Raw genomic sequence first — 22,038 nt, forward strand, 5'->3', positions numbered from 1 at the left:
ATGATAAGTTGGTTGGGCTTTCAGCCCTCGTCAGCATGGAGGATTGGTTCAGTAGGCTCCCTGCCCTCATCAATTGAAAGGAGGTTCTTGTATGAATAACTTCTCCATATTCGTCGGCATCGATGTTTCCAAGGATAAGTTCAACGTCTGCGCTATCTCTAATCCCAGTTCCATCATCTTCGAATCTTCTTTCGATATGTCCCAGCAAGGCTTTTCCTCCTTCGCAAACAAACTCTCTGCCTTCCCAAAACAATCCATCATCATCGCTATGGAATCTACTGGCTGTTATCATCTCAACCTTCTGGCTTTCCTTTCTTCCAACGACTTTGCTTGCGCTGTTTTTAATCCTCTAACTGTTAAAAACTTTGCTTCTCTTCGAAAGACCAAAACCGACAAAATCGATGCTCGCATTATCGCTACTGCTTTGTTTTACCTACAACATCAAATTCCTTCTTCTGCTTTTGTCAACTCTGAGCTTCGTGATATTGTCAGAGCACGCGAAAACATTATCCACCGCATCGCAAAAGTTAAAGACAATATCGAAAAACTGCTCAACGTTCTTTTCCCTGAACTCGAAAGAGTTACCAATATCTACAGTGACACTATCCTCAATCTTCTTTCTCATTTCCCTTCTGCCAAGGCTATTCAAAAGGCTCGTAATCTGGATGTGTTCTTTTCCAAAGACCGTGGCAGAAGTACAAAACTTAATGCTCAAAAACTTAAAGAACTCGCTAATAACTCGATTGCTCAATATTGGCCGATGAAAGAAAAGATTCTTGTGCAAAATATCAAAGAACTACAATTTTTACAGCAACAGCTTGAAGAATACGACAAGATGATGAAAGAATATTGCGAATGTAGTGCGATAAACCTTGATATCGAGATACTCACGTCAATACCAGGTATTGGTGAAAACAGCGCGATGCATTTCTTGGCAGAAGTTGGAGATATCTCAAGATTTAGTACATACAAAAAACTCATTGCGTATTGTGGACTCGATCCAAGCATTGCCCAATCAGGCAAAAGCAAAGTAGAAGGACACATATCGAAAAGGGGCAATGCCCACCTAAGACGAATACTATGGCTAATGGCAGTGAGTGTAGTGATTCACAACGAATATTTCCGAACATACTATGAACGAAAAAGGCAGCAAGGTATACCGTACAAAAAAGCGATAATGTCAGTAGTACACAAGTTATTGCGAACGTTGTACGCAATGTTGAGAAAGAAAGAGAAGTTCAATATTGATTATGCTATCTCACACTCAAAACAAAAATTTAATTTTGCATAGTTGACTCCCAATTTTTAACCAATTTATCGATAATTTTTTCAAACATCTGTTCATTACCACCAGGTGTTTATAATAACATTAACAACTGGCCTGAATGGATTATCACCTGCAAAATCACCATTCCCGAGCTGCATAGAGATTTGAGCATTCTGAAATCCTGTCAATTTCAGTTCACCGAAGAAGGAGTCCTTTTCTTCGTAATAACCTATAATTTTCTGGTATTTTGCAAACGCTGAGACGTTGCCAAACGACCTTCCCAATTCCAAGTAGTATATTTCACCTATTGTGTTAATCGAGGAGTGTATCGGTTTACCGAACGAGTAGGACGCTTTTCCTGAAAAGTCCATAAACGAGAACGTGGACCCAAAAGTTACGATGAACTTTCCCCACTCTGTTGGCATGAAACCTGTGACATCAGAAAAACCTACCTTTTTGAGATTCGCAAAGAATTGACCGAAATTAACATCTATACCAGCTTCGGAATTGTTGAGCAGGTCATCGAAAGTGTTCTCAAAATCAAAGTTTGTGTTCACATACGTATTAAACGCCGGTGAGCTGCCAAATTTGTACCACAGGCTTACGACATTCTGATTGCTTATATTCGTCGGGCTCAACGCTAAGCGAGTATTTGTAGCACCAGCAAGAATGTACCTAACTCCCCAGTTGTAGCTTCCTTCTGCAAGCGATAAAAAGGCGACACTGTTTTTGAGTTCAAAGTTTGTTAAATCCTGCTGGATGAGTTCATAACTTAGATTAAAACCTGAGACCTTTTGATAACCGGAAAGCGCTACGTCAAACTTATTCCCCCTCTTACCGAGCATGACTTTGTGGTTGGGAATCATCGGCACTGGAGCATCGAAATACATCACATCCTGGCTCAGAACCAACTTACCGAAAGCAGTGTTTACATCTATCCCATCCCTACCGCCATCAACTTTGTACAATACAACTGGATCGCTTGTGGAAATGAAAGATATATTCTTATAGAGGTTCAATTTCAAATCGCTGAGCTTCAAAGAAAGTTTCGCAGATTCCAGATTAATATCTTTCAAACTCACCGAAAGATCGAAATCTCTACCGAATGCTGAAGGATTCATTCGAAACTCGGTTGAAAACCACGTATTTGGTGCTTCAAAGCCGTTCGAAAAGTCAAAGCCGAGTGAAAAATTCGCCGAGTAAGTCGATTGGAATGCAAAAACATTTGCGGTAAGTAGCAAAGTACACAATAATATTGCAACCCGTTTGGTCAAATTCTGAGCATTTCTCACGCCATCATCACCTCACAAGGTAATTATTCATATTTACCAACAAAGGCTATTTCTTCTCGTATTTCACTTCCAGAATAGAGAATTTTGGATTATACGTGAACGTTACATCGTACGTTCCAGCCTCTGGGAGCGAGAATGATGCGTCTTGCCCCATCCCCGCATCGTATTTCTTCCCATCGTAGTTCATTTCCCACGGCTTCCAGTCGTTGTCTGTTCTTGAAAGCTTGTATTTGTACTCTTTCTTCTCACCTGTGAAGTTCGTTCTTTCGTACAAAAAGACCTTCTTTGCACTATCCCAATTCATCTGCCCTTGCGACAAATTCCAACCGTTAATTTCCCCACCAATTGACCAGTTCTTAAGTGCTGTTTTGAATTTCTCAGAATCACCCACCCCGACTGCCTGACCGTTCACCATAGCCGTTGGTGTTGCGTAGATCGTCAGTTTAGTATCAGAACCGAGGTTTTCTTTCCAAACGGGTATCGCTGAAGAAACATTCGTAACTCCACCTTGTTTGTATATAACCTTGTACCATCCGATCGAAAACTGAGGACCTGATCTACTCGGATTAAACGTGACAGATGCAACCGGTAGTTCAAATACATATGCATCTTCCTCGCTACTATAAGTCATTTTGTCTGCTTCTGTTGGCACCCAGCCATTCCATTCTCCGACAACGTACACACCATCAGGTAATTGTAGGTTCAATAATTTCATACAACTTGAAACGGTTCCAAAAACAAGTAAAAAAATCGAGATGGTGTAAAGCAAAATAAACAAACTTTTTTTCTGCCATTTTCTCAAAAAAATCACCCCTTTTACAAGCTGCTGGCATTTCGTTCAGTTTCTTACTATTAAAGAAGGGGCATACGCCCCTTCTAAGTGGAAATCTATAGTTAGAGCTCTGTAACTTATTTTTTTAGAGGATTAGAAATAGTCTTAGCTATGACAACCGGCACGTTATAACCACCATCTCCAGCTTCAAATCCCTGATTCGGATAGAAGTCCCCTGCGTATTGCTTGCTTCCGTCATTGCTCAATCCACCAGTTAATACGAAAACAGCCTTTACAGAAAGTTTATTGGGATCCGTGACACCAAGCTTATTAAGTGGGACGGCTATTTCGACTACTTTGTGACCATCAGATGTTTCTGTTGATGCAAGTGTAACTTGAACACTCGTAGCTTCAGCTGATGTAAATCTCCAAGCACCGTAGCCATCGCCCCATGTTTCAAGGACAAAGTCCACATCACCTTTCTCGAATTTGTATTTTCTTCCCCAAGGATGTTTGGTTGTGTCTTGTGCACCAGTTACACCTGAAAGGTCGACGATGACCATGAAGTTGTTGAAGCCTTCCTTCGTAAACTCGCCAGCGATGTAAAGATTTGTCGCATCAAAGAGAATACCAGCTCTGTAAATTTCGTTATTTGCACCCCACTGTGAATCGGTTGCTCCGTCGGTGTAAACATAGTTTCCCCAATCTGAAAGGCTACCGTCAAGTGTCACGGTCTTAAGAAGTGGTGGAGCCTGGAAGAGTTCACAACTCGTAAGCAGCAACACAACCAAAACAGCCGCAAATACCACAGTACTTTCTTCATAACCCATACCTCCCCTTTCTAAAGGTTTTTTAAGTTCAGTTACTAAGTAGCAGCGGACATCGTTAGAACAAAATAGGTCGATTAGATCATCCAAATTTATATTATACTATTTTCCAGAGCATAGATTTTTCGTCGTGGAACAAATTCCACACTCTTCCAATTGTAAAATACAATTCTTAGTCCTTCACAAACACATACACTTGCCTTGGATTGACCGTCCAGTTGGTATCTTGACTCAGTGTTGATTCGTTTTTATTGCCAAATTCAAATAAGCTTTCATTAAAGAACGCATACCAGACCCATCTGTATCCTGCTGGTACTGTGTAATTGTTCGGCCAAGTTGGGTCTAAGTTTATCAATACAAGCACTTCCTGACTTCCGTATGTTCTTCTGACAACGTACAAGTTCTTCCAGTCGCGTTCTATCGTCAACAAACCTTTCGATAAAGCCGGATATGTCTTCCTCAGGTTTATGAATTGTTTGAAGAAGTTATATATCGTGTAACCATTCATCTGCTCTTCTACTGAAACCCCATCGTTCGGATCATCGTACATCGCACCATCGACGTTTGCATTTCCAAACGTAATTCCTTTTTGTTGGTAAATTGGCTTCGTCCACCATGTCTGCCCAGCTCCGTTTTGACTTGCATACCACTGCATCGGCTCTCTCACTGGCAAGTCCCACGGATCTTGATCCCATTTCCATCCTCTCAAGCCTATTTCATTCCCATAATAAATAACAGGCATACCATTTAAAGAAAGCAAGAGTGCATTCGTCAAAATATACTGCTTTGTACCAACTTGTGTGTTTCCACTATACTTTTGGTCGATAAGTACAGATATCCATCTGTTCAAATCGTGATTATCTATGAACGGGAAATGTTTTACGTTGAGATAATAACTCGCTCCATTAACCCATGAAATTGTTTCTCCCAGCAGGTTATCTTTCCCCTCATGGTTGCCTGTTATTCCATACATGAATGTAAAGTTAAATGCCGGCATCGGTGCGAATTGCGAAAGAACCGATGGATTTCCATCGTACACTTCTCCAACAACTATCGCATCGTTTCCTAACTTGCTCCTGATGTAACTTTCTATTTCCCTTGCGATTGCTGCAGAATCCGAAATTCCATCGTTCCAATCCCAGCCTTTGTAGTGCTTTGGTGCATCAAGTCTGAAACCATCCACACCAACGGTTATCCAAAAATCGATTATTCTCTTGATTTCGTTCATTACTTGTGGATTGTCGAAATTCAAATCGGGCATTGATGAGTCAAACAGTCCAAAGTAGTAAACTTTTAGCCCTTTTGAGTTTATCTTCCAATGCCAGTGATTCCAACCGTCTCTATTTTCAAGTGTCATTATGTAGTAGCTCCAATACTTCGAATTCGTTGTGTTCTCAATGGCATCCAGGAACCACGGGTGTGTATCGGAAGTGTGGTTCACAACCAAGTCCATAACGACACGAATTCCGTTCTGATTGAGTGTTTTTATCATATTTTCAAGTTGTGCGAATGTTCCATAGTCAGGTTCTACATCGTAGTAGTCTTCAACATCGTAACCGTGGTACGATTTTGCTTTGTTGAACGGCAAGAACCAAACTGTATCCACTCCAAGCGTTTTGAGATAGTCTACTTTTTGGGCAACACCGTTGTAGTCACCTACACCGTCGTTGTTTGTATCGTAAAAAGAGCGGATGAAGAGTGTGTACATCGTTGAGGACGTGAGTGGAACATTTAACGAAGTTATACTCACATCTTCTTTGTTGATGTACTTAGTCTGGCTCTCTTTACCGTTAACAATCGCACAAACTCCGAATTTCTCTGCTTCCCAGAAGTCTTTACCATAAAAGTCTTTTACACTTAGTGTTGTTGCACTTGTTGAACCCAAAGGCTTCTTCTCACCTGTTTTTTTCAAAACGTACACATTAAAGTGAATGCTTGACAAATTGGAACTCCAACTAATCGTAAGTTCGTTGATATCGATATTGTAAGTAACGAGTCCCTTTTCTATGGAAGGCAACTTTATAACACACGAAGACGTGACGAACAGTATTAGAATAAAAGAAGTCAAGATCAGTAGCAAAGTCTTGTTCGGCATACCTTTCCGCATAAAACTTTACCCCCAGTTCCAAGGTTGTGGAGTATCCACATCTAATCAAAGATTGTATCACTTTTACTCACCACTTTTTTAAGAATTCAATGCGTTCCACGATTTCTACTTTGAGAATTATGCGAACATTAAAAATCCCCCTCGCTTGGCAGATTAAGGAAAATTCCAGCAAGGAGGGGGATTTATAAGTCTGCTTTTCAATCTACAGAATCATTTTATCTTTCCCTCGTGGACAAGATAGCATGCAACGTAGTGACCTGGAGCAACCTCTTTCAGTTCAGGATGCGGATCGGTTTTGCACTTTTCAACTCTAAATGGGCATCTATCGTAGAACCGGCAAATTGGTGGTGGGTCAATTGGAACGCTGATATTTCCAATGATGTTTGGTTCATTCCTTTTGTATTCTGGATCTGGTACTGGGACCGCATCCATGAGAGCCTTTGTGTAAGGATGCATCGGATGGTGTAGTAATTCCTCGGTTTCAGCAAGTTCAACGATTTTTCCAAGGTACATAACCGCTATCCGGCCAACCATGTATCGAGCGACAGCTAAATCGTGCGTGATGTATAAATAGCTCATACCGTGTTTTTCCTGTAGTTCCATCATAAGTTCCATAACGGCAGTTCTAACGGAGACGTCTAACATCGATGTCGGTTCATCAGCGACGATGAGCTTCGGGTTTAGAACGAGTGCCCTTGCGATGGCAACCCTTTGCCTTTGTCCACCAGAAAGTTCGTGCGGGTACCTCCAAAGAAAGCTGTCAGGCGGTGTGAGTCCCACTTCTTGGAGTAGTTGAGAAACCTTGGCCTCTCTTTCTTCGAGCGTTCCTATGTTGTGTATATTGAGCGGCTCGGCGATGATATCAAATATCGTCATCCTCGGGTTCAGTGATTCGTACGGGTCTTGAAATATCATTTGGACCATCGCATGGTATTCCATGCGCTCGTATTCGTTGATGTCTTTTCCCAAGACCTTTATAGTCCCATCTGTCGGTGCTTCGAGCCTTACTACCATTCTTCCAGTTGTTGTTTTTCCACATCCCGATTCACCAACAAGACCGAGTGATTCACCCTCCAGTATTTCGAATGAAACGTCGTCAACAGCATGTACAAAGTGTTTGGCTCTGGCAAAGAGAGCCCTTTCAGCTGGGAAATATTTTTTCAAATTCTTTATCTCAAGTAACACATTTTTATTTTCTGAACGCATCTCTTCTCACCTCTTCTGTAAGTGGATACCAACATGCAACGAAATGCCCCTTTTCTACTTCCTTGTACTCTGGTTCTTGCTCACGGCACTTGTCCGTTGCCCAAGGACATCTTGGAGCAAACCTACAACCAGTTGGTGGGTTGAGTAAGTTGGGTGGCTCGCCCGGTATTGTGAAGAGTTTCTTCTTCTCACCTACATGGCTCGGAAATGCGTTCATGAGCAGGAACGTATACGGATGCATTGGTCGTTTGAAGACCGTCGTTGCATCAGCCTGTTCGACGAATTTACCTGCGTACATGACTGCGATCTTATCACTGACTTCCGCAATGACTGCAATATCGTGCGAAATGTAAATCATCGCCATGTTGAGTTCTTTCTGAATCTTCTTCAACTCGCGCAGAATTTTATCTTGAACGATAACGTCCAGGGCTGTTGTAGGTTCATCGGCAATAATCACTCTTGGATCACAAGACAGCGAGAGTGCGATAACCGCCCTTTGTTTCATACCACCGCTGTATTGGTGTGGATACTGGTCCATACGTTTTGGGTCAAGTGTAACCAGTTCAAAAAGTTTCGCTACCTTTGCCTTTGCGTCGTCGATAGGTGTGTCTGGATAGTGGTTGAGTATAGCCTCAACGATTTGGTCTCCGACTCTGTACACTGGGTTCAATGAGTTCATTGCGGCCTGGAAGACCATGGAGATGCCCTTCCATCTGTAGTGCCTCATTTCCTCTTCTTCCAAACTAACAAGGTCAACCATTTTCCCATTATCGTTAAACCACACATGCCCACCCATGAACTGTGCGTTTTCTGGAAGTATTCTGAGCAATGTCATGGAAACGGATGTCTTACCACAACCAGATTCACCAACGATACCTAAGCTCTCCCCGGCTTCGAGTTCAAATGATATCCCATCAACGGCTTTAACATAGCCCATTTTTGTTTTGTAATGCATCTTTAGATCCTCTACTTTCAACACTGCCACAGCAATCACCTCTTTCTAAGTCTTGGGTTGACAATCTCTTCAAGTCCTCTACCGAGGAAGTAGAAAGCAGAACAAAGCAACGTGATAGCTCCACCGGCCGGAACCCACATCCACCAATACGCACCGATGTTACCAGAGCCAAGGTAACCGGAACTCCAAACGGTGTTTATCATCAAGCCCCAAGACATTCTCACTTTCATCAATCCAAAAAAGCTCAAAACCGCTTCTGAAAAGACCGCACCAGTTACATTGAACATCATGTAGAGGAAGGAAAGTGGCATAACGTTCGGGATGATGTGGTTAAAAATTATATAACCATGGCTACCTCCGGAGACCCTTGCAGCATCTATGTATGGTTTAACCTTGATTGTAAGTGCTTGCGCTTTCAGAACAAGTGTAATACCTCCAAACCCTCCGAGCAAACCAAGTATAACCGCCAGTTTGAACAAGTTCATCGTCATGAAACCAGAGAGGACTATCAAGAACGCTGTTGACGGGAAAAGCATCATCAAGTCAGCTATACGCATGAATATAACATCAACGGCTCCACCGTAGTAAGCTGATGCCGTACCAATTATCGTACCAATCACGACGGTGATGAGTGCTGCAAGTACACCGAGCACGAATTCACTGGGGGTACTGACCATGAGCTGGACTAAGATATCTCTACCTATTGGGTCCGTGCCAAGCCAATGCCATTTACTTGGTGGTAGTGGATGCGCAACTCCGATTTTGTTTGTAAGAGACAGCCTATTGAATATCTCGACGAGTTTCGCTTCTGCAAACTGCTTGTTCCACTCCACCCTTTTTGGTTCCATCTGTGCAATTGTTTCAGAAGAGATTTTGTCCCAAAGCGCAGAATTTTCAAGGTACGTTTTGTGCTCATCTATCATTTTTTGATATATTTCTTCGTCTATATCTCCCTTGCCGATCAGGAAATTAACAGCTTCAATAGGTTCTTTATTTTCGAAAATCTTCAACTTCTCAACGATATCCAGCCTTCTAAAATCATCAAGTTGTGAATTCTCGATGTTTGAGATCACCTTTTGCAGTTTGTTTGTACCACTAAAAGCATAGGCCATAAGTGAAGTGATAGGATCAGAGATAACCTTAATAACCTCACTTCCAAGCATTTCGTAACTGTCTGGAACATTTTTGTCATTAAGAAGTTTTGCCATCATGGTCCTTGCGGTTGCGATGTCTTTGAATATCTTGTTCATTTCATAAACATATCCTTTGTGAACTTCTTCTGAGTATTCCATTATTTCGTTTTCAAGTTTTGCTCTTGTCTCTGTTCCGATATCAACTGAGACTTTTGCAAGTTCCATACCTGCGTAAATTTCGAGGAACTTTTCAACATCTTCGTGCGAAATCTCTACACCCGCTTCTTTCAGTTCTTGCTCAATTGCACTCAGCGTTGTTTTAGCTTTTTTCAAGGCAGGTTCGAGTATCTCTTTCTTTGAAAGGTCAGAAAGCTTACTTTTTGCAATTTCTACAAGCGCATTAAACTTGGAAGCTTCCAATTTTTTGGATATTTCCTCGTCTTCATAACCCAAAATCAAAAGGTCCTGTATCAATGAAAAGACCGCTGCATTGATTAAGTCAGAGACACTGACGATGCTGTTATTAATAACTTCTGCTAACTGCGTATCTGAATTGACGAACAACTGCTGCCCACTACTTCCAGAAACCAATCCTCTTGCAACTTCCAATACTTTCTTTTCTGCCTCTTCAACTTCCTCTTCTGAATATTCTGCAGATAATAGTTCGTTGAACTCTTCGACAATTTCAGGTCTATCCCTGTTCAAACTTCTGAACCAGAGCTGTACTCTTGAAACTTCGTCAGAATCTTTGAACGCAGAGAGCGCAACCGCTAGTGTTTTATAATCAACTTTCTGGAGTAGCTCTGAGAAATTTTGGAACGTGAACTTATCTCTGTTGCCTACATCTTTAACACTTACTAAAGCAGAGAATTTGATTATACCTTTCTCAACAAGTTCAGAAATGCTATTTTGGAAGTACATTCTCTCTTTTGCAGGAATGTAGCTATCCGCTATCGTATCAAGTAAGTGCCTTAGTGCGTCCGGAGCATAAGTTGTCATGATTTCGTATTGTGAGTTCCTAACGAGGTTCTCCATCGATGACTTGAAGGATTCGCCTTTGTCCATGAACGAATATACCCACATCTGCGCTGTCGGAACTTCAATTCCCTTGACCAAGTTCTGCGTAGATAAGTAATCGGTGATGTATTTACTGGAAAGAATCCTGGCATCAAGCCCCGTGACAGGATCATAAATATTCGGATCGAGCACGTTAAGAACGATAGGGGAAAGTGCCCCAAATATACCGAACGCTATGATAACCCAAAGCCCAAACATTCCCATTTTGCTCTCTTTAAAGAGTGCCCAATTCTTTCTGAAATTCTTAACAAAGAGCTTGAATTTTATCTTTAAAATCGATTCTTTTACTTCGGCATTATGCACTTGTGCCATCTGCTGTCACCTCACTTAGTATCTGATTCTCGGGTCTAAGAATGCGTAGAGTACGTCCGCAACCAAGTGTGCAACCAATACCAAAACACCTGTAAAAACAAGGCATCCAATAGCCAGTGGTGTATCTTGCGAAGTTGTTGCTTCAAGTAGAGTAAGTCCCATACCTTTCCAGGAGAACATTGTTTCAGTTATAACTCCACCACTTACTGTGGAGGCGAGTCCGATCACAAAGCTTGTCATGAGCGGTAGCAAAGCCGTTCTGGCTGCATGCTTGTCTCTTATCACTTTGTCAGGTAATCCTTTCGCACGTGCTGTAGTGATGTAATCTTCTTTTATAACTTCAAGCATCGTATCTCTCATAACAAGCATGTCACCTGCAAAGTGCAGCGTCACTAAAGCGATGACCGGTAGCGCGAGGTGATAGATGATATCAAGAGCATAGCTTCCCATACCGTTTGTAGACCAATAAACAAAAGCTAAGACTATTCCCGCGATGATAAACGACCAAACAGCTGTTCGTTTCGCTTTAATAGTCTTCAATCGGGAAGCCACAACAATGCCTGCTATCCACATAATCAGTAAGAAGAATTCAGTCCATAGAAGCTTGATGAACACAGCCTGTGCACTAAACGGGGCGTTAAACCACTTTGCGGGCGTAACAAATCCAGATAGTGGGAACCACCTCAGTGTAACGGCGAAAAGCCATATAAGGATAAGCATGTAGAATGGAGTGAAGATCGTCCAGAAAACAATTCCAACAAATGTAGCGGTTTTATCGATTAATCCTCCTCTTCTCCACGCAATTCTTTTCCCCAGGTCAAAACCAAGTAGGAACGAAAGTACGGAACTGGCAAGGAACAAGAAAAGTGTCCTTGGTAGTCTTTCTGCTATGATTTCTTCTACCTTTTTTGGATATTCGCTGAACGATATTCCCATTTCGAGGTTGAAGAAGTTCCTCATATGTTTGTAATATTTCACATACCACGGGTCGTCAACACCAAAAAGTTTTTTCATCCTTTCGTACATTTCTGGGTTTCTCATTAACTTTGGGTCTAGGAACTTCGTTGTGTAATCTCCAGGCATGGCAAGGAATATGAAAAATACAACTGTTACATAAATAACAAGCAAAAGAACTATTTGAGCCGTTCTATTTCTGATAAATTTGGCAAGTCCAGGAAGATCAAAACCATAGAAATAGATTATCGGTGCAATGATAAAGTTGAATCTCGGGCTAAACAAATAAAGATACTTCACATTGAAAAGCGCACCATAATACAGTGCTAACGAAATTGCGAGAAATATGTAATTCGAAGGTTTTTTCCCTTTATTAATGGAAAAATAGACACCTAACAGCGGTACGACGACTGCGAATAAAATCAGCTCCAAGCTTCCCATCTTCACCTCTCCCTTTTCTTAGTTTCGCAACCCTGACGCACTTTACTTATGTTGCTCAATCAGAACTTTATACTTTAAGATCTTCATTTAATAGTCCCCCCTTGCGGGGGGACCTGAAAAAGATATAGTGAACAAACTATCAGAAGTGGAATGTTATTGGATTACTGAACCTTTCTTACTCCTTCTGGGAATCCGTAGTAACCCTGGATACCATCAAGCATTTGGTCAAACGGGAATTTGATACTTGTTCTGTAAGCTTCTATCATTGGGTTCGTGAAGAGGATTATATATGGAAGGTCTTCTGCAAGTATCTTTTGAGCTTCAAATATAGCTTTTCTTGCCTGCTCAAATGTGTCTGCATATTCGAATTCTTCAACAAGGGCATCGAACTCTGGATTGCTATAACCAGGTGTGTTGAAACCATCTGGTGCCATTTCTGAACTATGCCAGAACGATTTGAAGTAGGTTGGAACTCTTCCAATACCCCAACCAAGTATGTACATATCGAAGTCAACATCGTCAAATGCTTTTGTGACTATTTCGTTGAAGTCTGTGAGTTTCAGGTTGAGTGGTATACCGATGTTCTTTGCCCACTGTTCGATGTACATAGCGGTCTGCGCTCTCATTGGGTCGTAGTCCATACCCGGTGAAAGGAGCGTAACAGTTGGGACTGGTTTTCCATCTGGACCTTTTAAGCCCTTACCGGCAGTCTTAACTGGGTTCTTCGTATCCTTTGGATCGATGACGGGTTCCACATCCCACTTGAAGCCGGCTTTCTTGAGCAAACTGACCGCAAGCTGGTATCTTTCACCCATACTCAAACCTTCACCGATTGTCTTAACTGCAGAGTTGTACCAGAAGCTGTTAGCTGGTGGAACTGGTGTTGCAAGTGGAATAGCTCTACCTTGGAGTACTTGGTTACAAATGAAGTCGCGGTCGATGAGAGCAGCGAGTGCCTGTCTGAATTCTTTCACGTTCATCGGGAACTTCCTCATGTTGAATGCAAGGTACCTGAAGCCAAGTTGTGGGTTTGAAACGATCTTTATATCTTTCTGACCTTTGAGTTGTTCAGCTTCACCTGCTGTCAATCCTACAGGGTTGTAGATGTAGTCAATGTCACCAGCAATAAGTGCTTGGATAGCAACTTGTTTGTTACCAAAGATTTTGTAAACTATCGTGTCTACAAATGGACCATTCTCAACTTCGAGTGTAACTGGTTGTTTCGTGTCTCCAGTTGACCATTTGAAGCCTGTTTTCGGGTTAACTATTGAGAATCCGCCGCCTTTGTAGTAAATGTTCTTTTCACCGTATGCCCAGTACTTGTCGTTTGCAACTTGCTTTGTGACCTGGATAAACGCACCTTTTTCAACTTTCCCAAGGTTGAGTGCAGTAATACCTGGGTCTATGACTTCCTGTGAAAGAAGCCACTTGACTGGGTCTTTTTGTTTTTTTGCTTTTTCAACGATCGGTTTCCAGTAGTTGCTGCAAACAATAGCAGTCATAAGCGTGTCGTAGTAGATCGTCATTGTTTTCTTTTCTTTGAAGTAAAATTTCACTGTCCATTGGTCTACTTTTTCGACTTTTTCTGGTTCGTAGGCCCCACCCCAGTTACCACCAGGGATTTGCATTTCTTTTACTGTGGTGTAAGTGAATACAACGTCGTCCGCTGTAAATGGAGCACCATTCGACCAGCGCATGTCCTTTCTGAGCTTAACTGTTACGGTGTACATGTTTCCTTCTTTGACGATTTTTGGAATTTCAGCAGCTGCGGATGGGATGAGCGTTCCGTCTTTGTTCATACCAAGCAAGGATGGATACTTCCAGAGCTGAACAACGAAGTTCCAAGATGATGATCCTGAGCCAAGTAAGTTCCAAATGTTCGTGGTTGTAATGTCGGAAAAGATACCGTAGTTAACCTGCACCGCAAAGATAGAGAGTGCAACAAGCACCAAAAGTCCCACAACAACTTTCTTCACAGCTGACCCCTCCTTTTGATATGGTGTGGGAACATACCCCCGCTTTTTGCATTAATACATGATTAAAAAACCAGAGTAGTAATGATACAAATTTAGCCACTTTACAAAAGCTACATAAATTATACAACATTTCTACCATCCATTGCAAGTAGGTGTAGCCAACAAATAGCTACTAAAATAGAGCATTCTTAGTTATCGGTGAAGTAATTGAATATATTTCCAATTTTTAAGGATATATGATAAAATAACAATATACCGGGAGGTGATATTTGTGTATCATAAAGTATCAAGAGATCCCATATACTCCGAAATCATGTTGTACCCGATTGAAATAATGGTCATAGACACAAAAGCAATGCAGCGACTTAGGTATCTTAGCCAGTTAGTAGGAGCAGAATACGTTTATCCAGGTGCAACCCATACTCGTTTTGCACACTCTCTTGGTGTGATGCATCTTTCAGGAGTCTATGCGGAACATCTTTACGACACGCCTGACAAAGTTCGTATCCTACGCCTTGCAGGACTTCTACATGATATCGGTCACGGTCCGTTCAGTCATCAATTTGACGATGTTGTTTACAAAAGACTTGGATTTGATGACGGTCACGATGAGTATAGAACCAAACTTTTAAGAGAATACTTTCCAAAGGAACTAACAAAAAAATACGAAGAAGCACCTTCGACGTTAAAACGGGCTGTTTTAGAAGATTTGGAGATAACACTCGGAGAACTTTCGAATAATATGAAGGATAATTTTGCTCAGCTGATGGAAGAGGTTGTTAAGGTTTACGAAGGTGAAGAAAAAGGAACTATTGATTTCGCGATTGTTCAAGGTCCTCTTGGAGCTGACAGGCTCGATTTTGTTCTGAGAGATTCTTATTATGCAGGAACACGTGGCTTTGGAACAGGTTCAATAGATAGGTTGATAAGAAATTCAAAAATAGTGGAAAAAGATGGAAGGTACATACTTGCTTACGATTCAAAGGTTGTAGATGAGATATACACAATTCTCTTCGGCAGGTTTATGATGTACAAAAACGTATATTTCCACAAAACCTCTAGGGCTGCCGACATGATGATCCAAGAACTTCTTGACCTTTCTTACAAAGCCCTTAAATTAGACGAGCGAGTACTCGATATAGAAAAATTCCTTGACCTTACAGATCAAACAATAATCAACGAGGTTGTATTTAATTTCTACAACCTTGTCGAACAATACGGTGGAGGAGAAGAGACAAAACAAGCACTCCTGAAATACGAAATAGACCTGCAACCGCTTGAACTTGACATCGTAATGGCATACGAAATCGTTGAAAGACTGAAATCCCGTAATTTATGGAAGGTTGTTTTAGAAACACCATTCTCGATAGAAGGAGTCGATCCTACGCTCGTAAGTCAAGGTATAGCAGGTGATTTGCTCCAAAAGATCCGTTTGAGATTGGAAAGATGTTTGGAGATTGCCGACGAAGAAGATACAAGACTCATAAAACACATCCTTGGCAACTTTGACGAGCTATTCAAAATCGATACACCTTATAAATTGACAGTTGTTCATCCGGAAGAATTTTTGAGAAGTAACATTTACATACTGAGAAAACACAACCTCATGACATTTGAAGAATACGTCAGACAATATCCAGCGTACAACTTTATGAAGAGTAATTTAATACAAATCATAAGGATTTACGTCACGAAAGATATACGTGAGATACTAGAGAAGTACAAGATACTCCCTGAAACTGGTGTGGAAGTAACTACACGGTGGTAAAATGTGGTAATAGAATGTGAGGTGAATGTCAAACCATGGTCCTACTCTTCGACGTTGGAAATACGCATACAACTATTGCACTGACAAGAAACGGCAAAGACTTTGAAAAATACAGAATTTCAACTTCAAAGTACGAAACAGAAGACGAACTGTACGCATTCTTAAAGAGCTTTTTCAAGGACTATGTTGAGAACTTGCCGATAGTTGTATCTTCCGTTGTTCCTTCTGTAAACACGGTTTTTGAGTACTTTTCCCAAAAATACGGAAATGGAGAAGTACATTTTGTTAAGGCTCATGATTATGATAAAATAATATGGAACGTGCACTATCCGAAAGAGATAGGTGCAGACAGAGTTTGCGATGTGATAGCTGCCAAGAAAGACTACGGCGATAATTGTATCGTTATTGATTATGGAACAGCAATAACTATAGAAGTCCTCAGAGATGGGGTTTACGAGGGTGGAGCAATACTTCCAGGCTTTGCAATGATTGTAAATGCACTTTTCAAAGGAACTGCAAAACTACCGCTTGTGGAACTTAGACCTTCTCCTACATTCATTGGCAAAGATACCGAGTCGAATATACAGATCGGAGCTATAAATGCAACGGTTGGTGCGGTGAAATATGTTGTGGAAAATATTATTAAAGAGTTTTCAACTGATCCCAAAATTATTCACACAGGGGGTCAAGCTATTTTCGTGAAAGATATAGTGGCCGGAATAATTGACAAAGATTTGACATTGCGAGGGATGTACTATTTTTATGAGGAAAAGAAAAATACTACTCGTTAACCCTTGGATTGAAGATTTTGCTGCGTACGACTTTTGGTTGAAGCCAGTTGGCTTACTTTATGTGGGAAGTTTTTTGAAAAGTATAGGAATAGAAGTTGAATTGATAGATTTGATGAATCGATACGACCCAGAATTACCACTGTATACAAGAGTTCCAAAAGACAAATTTTACGGCACAGGTAAATTTCCACATATGGAAATTAAAAAGCCTGAGATACTTGACTTCGTGCCCAGAAAGTACAAACGCTACGGAATGCCGGAGGAACTTTTTAGAAAAAGATTGCGAGAAATTGGAAAAGATGTTAGCGCTGTTTTTGTTACTTCGACTTTGACTTATTGGTATCCAGGTTACTTTGATACGATTCGTGTGTTGAAAGAGGAGCTTTCTGTTCCTATCGTGCTTGGGGGGTTCTTCGCAAGAAACCAGCCTCATGTGGCCAAAAAATCAGGCGCATACGTTTTTACTAAAACAGATTTGAGGTATCTACCGCGGTTTCTGAATGAACTGCTTGGTTGGGATATTCCAGACACGGAAATAGATTGGTTCACAGATCTATCTCCGGCGTACGAGTTATACAACAGGGTAGGGTATGTTGTCTTATTAACAACACTCGGTTGTCCATACAGATGTACTTATTGTATAGCCCATAGAAACTGGGAAGTCATGAAATTCAAAGATCCGGACGTGGTGGTAGGAGAAATTGAAAAGTTCTCCGAGTTGCTCAGTGTCAAAGATATTGTCTTTTTTGACGATGCGATACTTATTAATAAAGAAAGGCACTTTAAGGTCATTCTGAGAAAGATACTCGAAAAGAACTTGCACAAGCAACTTAGATTTCATCTTCCTAACGGTATCCATGCAAGGCTATTAGATCAGGAAACTGCAGATCTACTTTTCGAGGCAAATTTCAAAACAATAAAACTCGGATATGAAACATCTGGAAAGCTTCAAATAGCAACTGGTGGGAAAGTTAGAGATGAAGATATAGTTCGCGCCTCTGAGATACTTCACCGTGCAGGGTACACACGCGAAGAAGTCATGGCATATATAATGGTTAATTTGCCTGAACAAACTACAGAGGATGTGAAGAACGCAATCGACGTGTGTGCATCAATAGATATAGATTTCTCCGTAAATGAGTTCACGCCTATTGTGGGAACTGATATCTGGATCGATTTGGTGAACAAAGGAAAACTCACGGGGCTTGAAGATCCTCTGCTGCTTAACAACACGGTTTTGCCGTATTGGTGGGGCAATATGACTTACGAACAAATACACGAAGTAAAAGAATACGCCAAACAAAAGAAGATTGAACTTGGATGGAAAAAAGATGGGAACAAAATTATATGACATTTGTTGGAAATCAAGTGGTATTCGAGAGGGGGATCTTTTTGAACCAGCTTATATCTTCCTTGCTGAAAAATGTTTTATACGGTTTTGCAGCGTACATTTTAATTAGTTGGCCACGGGAGCTTCTCAGATGTGTGTTCTACAGAATAAGCTTTGGACGAGAAAGAACGACGAATAAGCTTTTCCCATTCCTTAAGAAATCTTTAATTGGATATGTGGATCCTATAGGTGTGTTAACATTTCTGTTTTTTGACTTTGGCTGGACTAAACCTCCACTTGTTGACTACATTAAAGTGCGACGGAAAAAGTTGTTTCTTTTCTCACTGTATGGTATACTTGCCAGCTTTTTGCTTGGACTAATCTACGGAATGGCAAGTAGATTTTCAAACTCTCCTATACTTTTCAACCTTCTATATCTGTCTTCTAAATGGAGCTTTACGTTGGGAGTTATTTCTTTGATACCATTTCCTCCACTTGATAGCTCGCGTATGGTTTTAGCCTTTTTAACGGACAAGTCTTACGAGTGGTACATAAAGTTCCAATTTTATGGTATCCTTTTCATGTTGGGACTTCTTGTCTTGTGGATTTTGCCCATGATAATGCATCCGTTAGTTATTTTTATTACAAATGTTACAAATTTTATTGTTTTCGGAAACTGGTAAAACGCAAGGGAGCGTGGTATAATGAACGAAAAGGTGCAGGAATTAGAGCGTTTGGTAGAAGGTATAGTAACGAGTTATGTTGAACTAAAAAAAGAGAATGAAAAATTATGGAACGAGCTCAATCAAGCGATTGAGAAGATTAGTCAGTTGGAAAGAGAAAAAAGCCATCTTGAGAACTTGCTAAGGAACAACGAAGAGATCATAAACAAGCTCGTAGTACGAGTAAAAGATTTAATGCGGATACTGGAAGTGAGCGAACATGAGGAAGGTTAAAATATCGGTTTTCGGTAAGGACTACGAATTCGCCACTGACGGTTCCGATGAACTTATAGACTACGTTCTCAGAAGATTGAAAGAGCTTCAAATCACTTATAGAAATTTGTTCGAGGAAATTCCATTCGACGAACTTCTGGTTCTGATGATTTGCGATTTACTGGAAAGCGAGTATAATACACAAAAACAGCTTGACGAACTCTACAACAGGATAAAAGAGAAAGTCAGAACTTTAGGCTAAAAGAACAGTTAAAAAACTACACAATGGAGGGATTTAGAACCAGATGAGAATCGGGCTATTTGACTCCGGAATAGGTGGGCTTTCCGTTCTTAAGAAGTTAATAGAAGCTCTTCCTGCTCATTATATTTACGTTGCCGATACTATGCGTGCCCCTTATGGCACGAAGTCTCGTGATACAATAGAAACGTTCAGTAGGGAAATCATTGGTTTTCTAATGGAGCGAAAAGTCGAGCGCATATTTGCGGCATGCAACACTTCAGATTCAACAATGGCGAAATATCGCCACGCTTTTAAGATACCGTACCATAGTATCATCCAAGCGGGGGTCAACGCTTCAAAGTACGAAAGAGTTGCAGTTATAGGTACACATACGACCGTTCAGAGCGGTATTTACAAGCACGCCCTTGAAGAAAGAGGTAAAAAGGTAGCTCAAAGGCCTGCTCAGCTTTTTGTTTCATTAGTCGAAGAAGGTATATTCTACGGCAATATGGTTGAGGCCGTTGTTAAGTTCTATCTTGAACCATTTAGAAGATTCAAACCAGATGAACTAATACTTGGTTGTACACATTTTCCATTCCTTAAAGACATAATAGCACGTGTTATGGAAAACGTTAGGATTATCGACCCGGCGGATGAAATGGTTAGGGAAATTTCTCACCTTGTGGGTAGTGGAAAGCCGTTTGTCGAGTTTTACGTAACAGGAGATCCTAATGAATTTGAGAAGAAACTCAAAAAGATAGGTTTCAGGCATCCTTATCAGGTGAAACATCTTGATGTTTCGGAACTAGAGCAGAAGGTGGTATACTTTGAAAGAGCTTGTGATATTGACAGGGTACTCGGGAGCGGGTAAGTCTACTGCTGCAGGTCTACTCGAAGATTTGGGATTCTTCTGCATAGACAACCTTCCACCTGAAGTTATATACCAAGTAGCCAGCCTCGTGTTGCCAAGTGTGGAAAAATTGGCCATTGTTATTGACGTTCGAGGATATATGTTCGGCAATGTTACAAAAGCCATCAAAGATATCAAAGAAAGGTTCCCGTTCACAAAGGTTATCTTCTTAACCGCCACGAAAGAAACTTTGGTCCAAAGATTTGCGCACACTAGAAGGTCTCACCCACTTTCTAAACAGGCCACATCGATAATGGAAGCAATAGATCTGGAAGCTGAGATGATGAAAGACATCCTCGAGATGGCTGACATCGTGATCGATACGTCCCAGATGAATCCTCACCAACTAAGAGAAAAATTGACAAAGGTTCTTGAGCCCACGGAAGGAAAGGATTTTACCGTGCATATAATCAGTTTTGGTTTCAAATATGGAATACCGCTTGATGCGGATTTTGTTTTCGATGTCCGCTTCTTTCCAAATCCTTTCTATATTCCAGAACTCCGCCCGAAAGACGGCCGCGATGAGGAAGTTAAAGAATTCTTGAGAAATATAGAAGGTATTACCGAATATTTGAATAGGATAAAATCCGTTATCTTGTTTGCCATAAATAGATACCACTCAGAAGGTAGAAAAGAATTAATTATTGCGATAGGATGTACCGGTGGAAAACACCGGTCTGTTTACTTTGCTGAAGAGTTGTCTTCTCAGCTTGAAAAAGAGAATTTCAAAACAACCGTTGAACATCGGGATGTGGCACTTGGATGAAGGTCGTTGCCGTAGGTGGTGGAACAGGTCTTTCTACGTTGTTACGTGGTTTGAAAAATTATCCATTCGATATAACAGCCGTAGTTACAATAACTGATGAAGGTGGAAGTTCAGGTATACTTAGGGAAGAACTAAACGTTCCACCACCTGGTGACATAAGAAACAATTTGGTAGCGCTTGCAAGTTCTGAAAGTATTCTTAGTGCGTTGTTTAACTATAGATTTCAAGATGGCTCTTTGAAAGGCCACAGTGTCGGTAACATCATTTTGGCCGCGCTAACAAAGATTACAGGTAGTTTTGCAGAAGCCGTAGCAAGAGCGTCTGATATTCTTGCAATAAAAGGTCGCGTGCTCCCTGTATCATTGAAGATGGCAAGGCTTACTGCAATCTTTTCCGATGGGAAGTGCGTGGTTGGTGAAACAAACATCGTTGAGTATGGTAAGACTACCAAGAATCGAATAGTTGAATTGAGATTAGAAGAACCTGTGAGAATAAATCCAGAGGTTGAACACGCAATAGAAGAAAGCGATGCTATTATCTTCGGCCCCGGAAGTCTGTATACAAGCGTCATTGCGAATTTAATTATCGGTGGATTTCAAGAGAGTCTTAAAAGGTCGAAAGCCATAAAAATCTACATAAGCAATATAATGACTCAACCCGGTGAGACTTTGCAATACTCGCTTGGCGACCATGTACAGGAGATTGAAAGATATGCGGGAATCTCTATCGATTACATAGTTCACTCTTTACCTCCTAGAAACGAAGAGGTTTTGAAAAGATACATCGAAAAGGGTTCCGAACCACTGAAGGTGGATATCAACGATAATCGCTTAATCTTAGGACATTACTCTTCGGTTATTTTCGAAAATGAATACCGAATTAGACATGATCCATTGCTAATCTCAGAAGTATTATTCAACTTGCTGAGCTCGTTAAAGAACAAAATACCGAGTGAAAGTTTACAAATTTAGAGGTGAA

The 22,038-nt window shown here is 41.0% G+C and carries 19 protein-coding genes; 10 read left to right on the top strand and 9 right to left on the bottom strand.

Annotated features, from left to right (window positions below):
• The first annotated feature begins 91 nt into the window (after positions 1 to 91).
• Complete coding sequence (locus NA23_RS07415; RefSeq protein WP_128998116.1) at positions 92 to 1,291, top strand: IS110 family RNA-guided transposase; 1,200 nt, start codon at positions 92 to 94, stop codon at positions 1,289 to 1,291.
• Positions 1,292 to 1,344: 53 nt separating this feature from the next.
• On the opposite strand, the gene NA23_RS07420 is transcribed toward NA23_RS07415, so the two are convergent.
• The 9 genes from NA23_RS07420 to NA23_RS07460 form a co-directional block, all read right to left on the bottom strand.
• On the bottom strand, positions 1,345 to 2,508 hold the full coding sequence (locus NA23_RS07420; protein WP_249477006.1) for a hypothetical protein: 1,164 nt from the start codon (positions 2,506 to 2,508) through the stop codon (positions 1,345 to 1,347).
• A gap of 97 nt (positions 2,509 to 2,605) precedes the next feature.
• Entirely contained in the window at positions 2,606 to 3,274 is a 669-nt protein-coding gene (locus NA23_RS07425) for a hypothetical protein (protein WP_249477008.1), read from the bottom strand.
• 194 nt (positions 3,275 to 3,468) lie between these two features.
• Positions 3,469 to 4,161, bottom strand: coding sequence for a hypothetical protein (locus NA23_RS07430; protein ID WP_033192054.1), 693 nt, complete (start codon positions 4,159 to 4,161; stop codon positions 3,469 to 3,471).
• A 169-nt stretch (positions 4,162 to 4,330) separates the two neighbouring features.
• A complete protein-coding gene (locus tag NA23_RS07435; protein WP_033192055.1) occupies positions 4,331 to 6,265 on the bottom strand; it encodes an alpha-amylase family glycosyl hydrolase in 1,935 nt (644 codons plus the stop codon).
• Between the two features lie 210 nt (positions 6,266 to 6,475).
• The gene (locus tag NA23_RS07440) at positions 6,476 to 7,471 is read right to left on the bottom strand and encodes an ABC transporter ATP-binding protein (protein ID WP_033192056.1); all 996 of its coding nucleotides are present in this window, start codon (positions 7,469 to 7,471) and stop codon (positions 6,476 to 6,478) included.
• Positions 7,455 to 8,456, bottom strand: a complete 1,002-nt coding sequence (locus NA23_RS07445; RefSeq protein WP_033192057.1) for an ABC transporter ATP-binding protein — start codon at positions 8,454 to 8,456, stop codon at positions 7,455 to 7,457. The genes NA23_RS07440 and NA23_RS07445 overlap by 17 nt, the downstream gene beginning before the upstream one ends.
• Positions 8,457 to 8,461: 5 nt before the next feature.
• The gene (locus NA23_RS07450) at positions 8,462 to 10,948 is read right to left on the bottom strand and encodes an ABC transporter permease (protein WP_033192058.1); all 2,487 of its coding nucleotides are present in this window, start codon (positions 10,946 to 10,948) and stop codon (positions 8,462 to 8,464) included.
• A 15-nt stretch (positions 10,949 to 10,963) separates the two neighbouring features.
• Positions 10,964 to 12,343 (bottom strand): ABC transporter permease, encoded by a 1,380-nt coding sequence (locus tag NA23_RS07455; RefSeq protein WP_033192059.1) that lies wholly within the window; start codon positions 12,341 to 12,343, stop codon positions 10,964 to 10,966.
• Positions 12,344 to 12,504: 161 nt separating this feature from the next.
• Positions 12,505 to 14,319, bottom strand: a complete 1,815-nt coding sequence (locus tag NA23_RS07460; protein ID WP_033192060.1) for an ABC transporter substrate-binding protein — start codon at positions 14,317 to 14,319, stop codon at positions 12,505 to 12,507.
• A gap of 271 nt (positions 14,320 to 14,590) precedes the next feature.
• Between NA23_RS07460 and NA23_RS07465 the strand changes: the two genes are divergently transcribed.
• From NA23_RS07465 to NA23_RS07505, 9 genes are read left to right on the top strand one after another with little or no spacing between them, the layout of a single operon-like run.
• A complete protein-coding gene (locus NA23_RS07465) occupies positions 14,591 to 16,087 on the top strand; it encodes an HD domain-containing protein (protein WP_033192061.1) in 1,497 nt (498 codons plus the stop codon).
• 35 nt (positions 16,088 to 16,122) lie between these two features.
• The gene (locus tag NA23_RS07470; protein WP_033192062.1) at positions 16,123 to 16,878 is read left to right on the top strand and encodes a type III pantothenate kinase; all 756 of its coding nucleotides are present in this window, start codon (positions 16,123 to 16,125) and stop codon (positions 16,876 to 16,878) included.
• A complete protein-coding gene (locus NA23_RS07475; RefSeq protein ID WP_033192063.1) occupies positions 16,850 to 18,229 on the top strand; it encodes a B12-binding domain-containing radical SAM protein in 1,380 nt (459 codons plus the stop codon). The genes NA23_RS07470 and NA23_RS07475 overlap by 29 nt, the downstream gene beginning before the upstream one ends.
• Before the next feature lie 41 nt (positions 18,230 to 18,270).
• Positions 18,271 to 18,891 carry a site-2 protease family protein gene (locus NA23_RS07480; protein WP_033192692.1) on the top strand — a complete coding sequence of 207 codons (621 nt, stop codon included), beginning with the start codon at positions 18,271 to 18,273 and terminating at the stop codon, positions 18,889 to 18,891.
• Between the two features lie 21 nt (positions 18,892 to 18,912).
• Positions 18,913 to 19,164: a hypothetical protein gene (locus NA23_RS07485; protein WP_033192064.1), complete on the top strand. Its 252-nt coding sequence runs from the start codon at positions 18,913 to 18,915 to the stop codon at positions 19,162 to 19,164.
• On the top strand, positions 19,151 to 19,405 hold the full coding sequence (locus tag NA23_RS07490; protein ID WP_033192065.1) for a cell division protein ZapA: 255 nt from the start codon (positions 19,151 to 19,153) through the stop codon (positions 19,403 to 19,405). The genes NA23_RS07485 and NA23_RS07490 overlap by 14 nt, the downstream gene beginning before the upstream one ends.
• Before the next feature lie 43 nt (positions 19,406 to 19,448).
• Complete coding sequence (gene murI, locus NA23_RS07495) at positions 19,449 to 20,255, top strand: glutamate racemase (RefSeq protein ID WP_033192066.1); 807 nt, start codon at positions 19,449 to 19,451, stop codon at positions 20,253 to 20,255.
• The gene (rapZ, locus tag NA23_RS07500; protein ID WP_033192067.1) at positions 20,212 to 21,060 is read left to right on the top strand and encodes an RNase adapter RapZ; all 849 of its coding nucleotides are present in this window, start codon (positions 20,212 to 20,214) and stop codon (positions 21,058 to 21,060) included. Before murI ends, rapZ begins: the two co-directional genes overlap by 44 nt.
• Complete coding sequence (locus tag NA23_RS07505) at positions 21,057 to 22,031, top strand: gluconeogenesis factor YvcK family protein (protein WP_033192068.1); 975 nt, start codon at positions 21,057 to 21,059, stop codon at positions 22,029 to 22,031. The genes rapZ and NA23_RS07505 overlap by 4 nt, the downstream gene beginning before the upstream one ends.
• Positions 22,032 to 22,038 lie beyond the last annotated feature (7 nt).

Source organism: Fervidobacterium islandicum, assembly GCF_000767275.3.
GTDB classification, from domain to species: Bacteria; Thermotogota; Thermotogae; order Thermotogales; family Fervidobacteriaceae; genus Fervidobacterium; species Fervidobacterium islandicum.

Bases quoted from the DNA above. Each gene is read 5' to 3' on its own strand.
- NA23_RS07425 (WP_249477008.1), bottom strand. From the start codon at position 3,274: ATGAAATTATTGAACCTACAATTACCTGATGGTGTGTACGTTGTCGGA.
- NA23_RS07415 (WP_128998116.1), top strand. From the start codon at position 92: ATGAATAACTTCTCCATATTCGTCGGCATCGATGTTTCCAAGGATAAG.
- murI (WP_033192066.1), top strand. From the start codon at position 19,449: ATGAGAATCGGGCTATTTGACTCCGGAATAGGTGGGCTTTCCGTTCTT.
- NA23_RS07490 (WP_033192065.1), top strand. From the start codon at position 19,151: ATGAGGAAGGTTAAAATATCGGTTTTCGGTAAGGACTACGAATTCGCC.
- NA23_RS07470 (WP_033192062.1), top strand. From the start codon at position 16,123: ATGGTCCTACTCTTCGACGTTGGAAATACGCATACAACTATTGCACTG.
- NA23_RS07435 (WP_033192055.1), bottom strand. From the start codon at position 6,265: ATGCGGAAAGGTATGCCGAACAAGACTTTGCTACTGATCTTGACTTCT.
- NA23_RS07430 (WP_033192054.1), bottom strand. From the start codon at position 4,161: ATGGGTTATGAAGAAAGTACTGTGGTATTTGCGGCTGTTTTGGTTGTG.
- NA23_RS07450 (WP_033192058.1), bottom strand. From the start codon at position 10,948: ATGGCACAAGTGCATAATGCCGAAGTAAAAGAATCGATTTTAAAGATA.
- NA23_RS07475 (WP_033192063.1), top strand. From the start codon at position 16,850: ATGAGGAAAAGAAAAATACTACTCGTTAACCCTTGGATTGAAGATTTT.
- NA23_RS07455 (WP_033192059.1), bottom strand. From the start codon at position 12,343: ATGGGAAGCTTGGAGCTGATTTTATTCGCAGTCGTCGTACCGCTGTTA.
- NA23_RS07440 (WP_033192056.1), bottom strand. From the start codon at position 7,471: ATGCGTTCAGAAAATAAAAATGTGTTACTTGAGATAAAGAATTTGAAA.
- NA23_RS07505 (WP_033192068.1), top strand. From the start codon at position 21,057: ATGAAGGTCGTTGCCGTAGGTGGTGGAACAGGTCTTTCTACGTTGTTA.
- NA23_RS07485 (WP_033192064.1), top strand. From the start codon at position 18,913: ATGAACGAAAAGGTGCAGGAATTAGAGCGTTTGGTAGAAGGTATAGTA.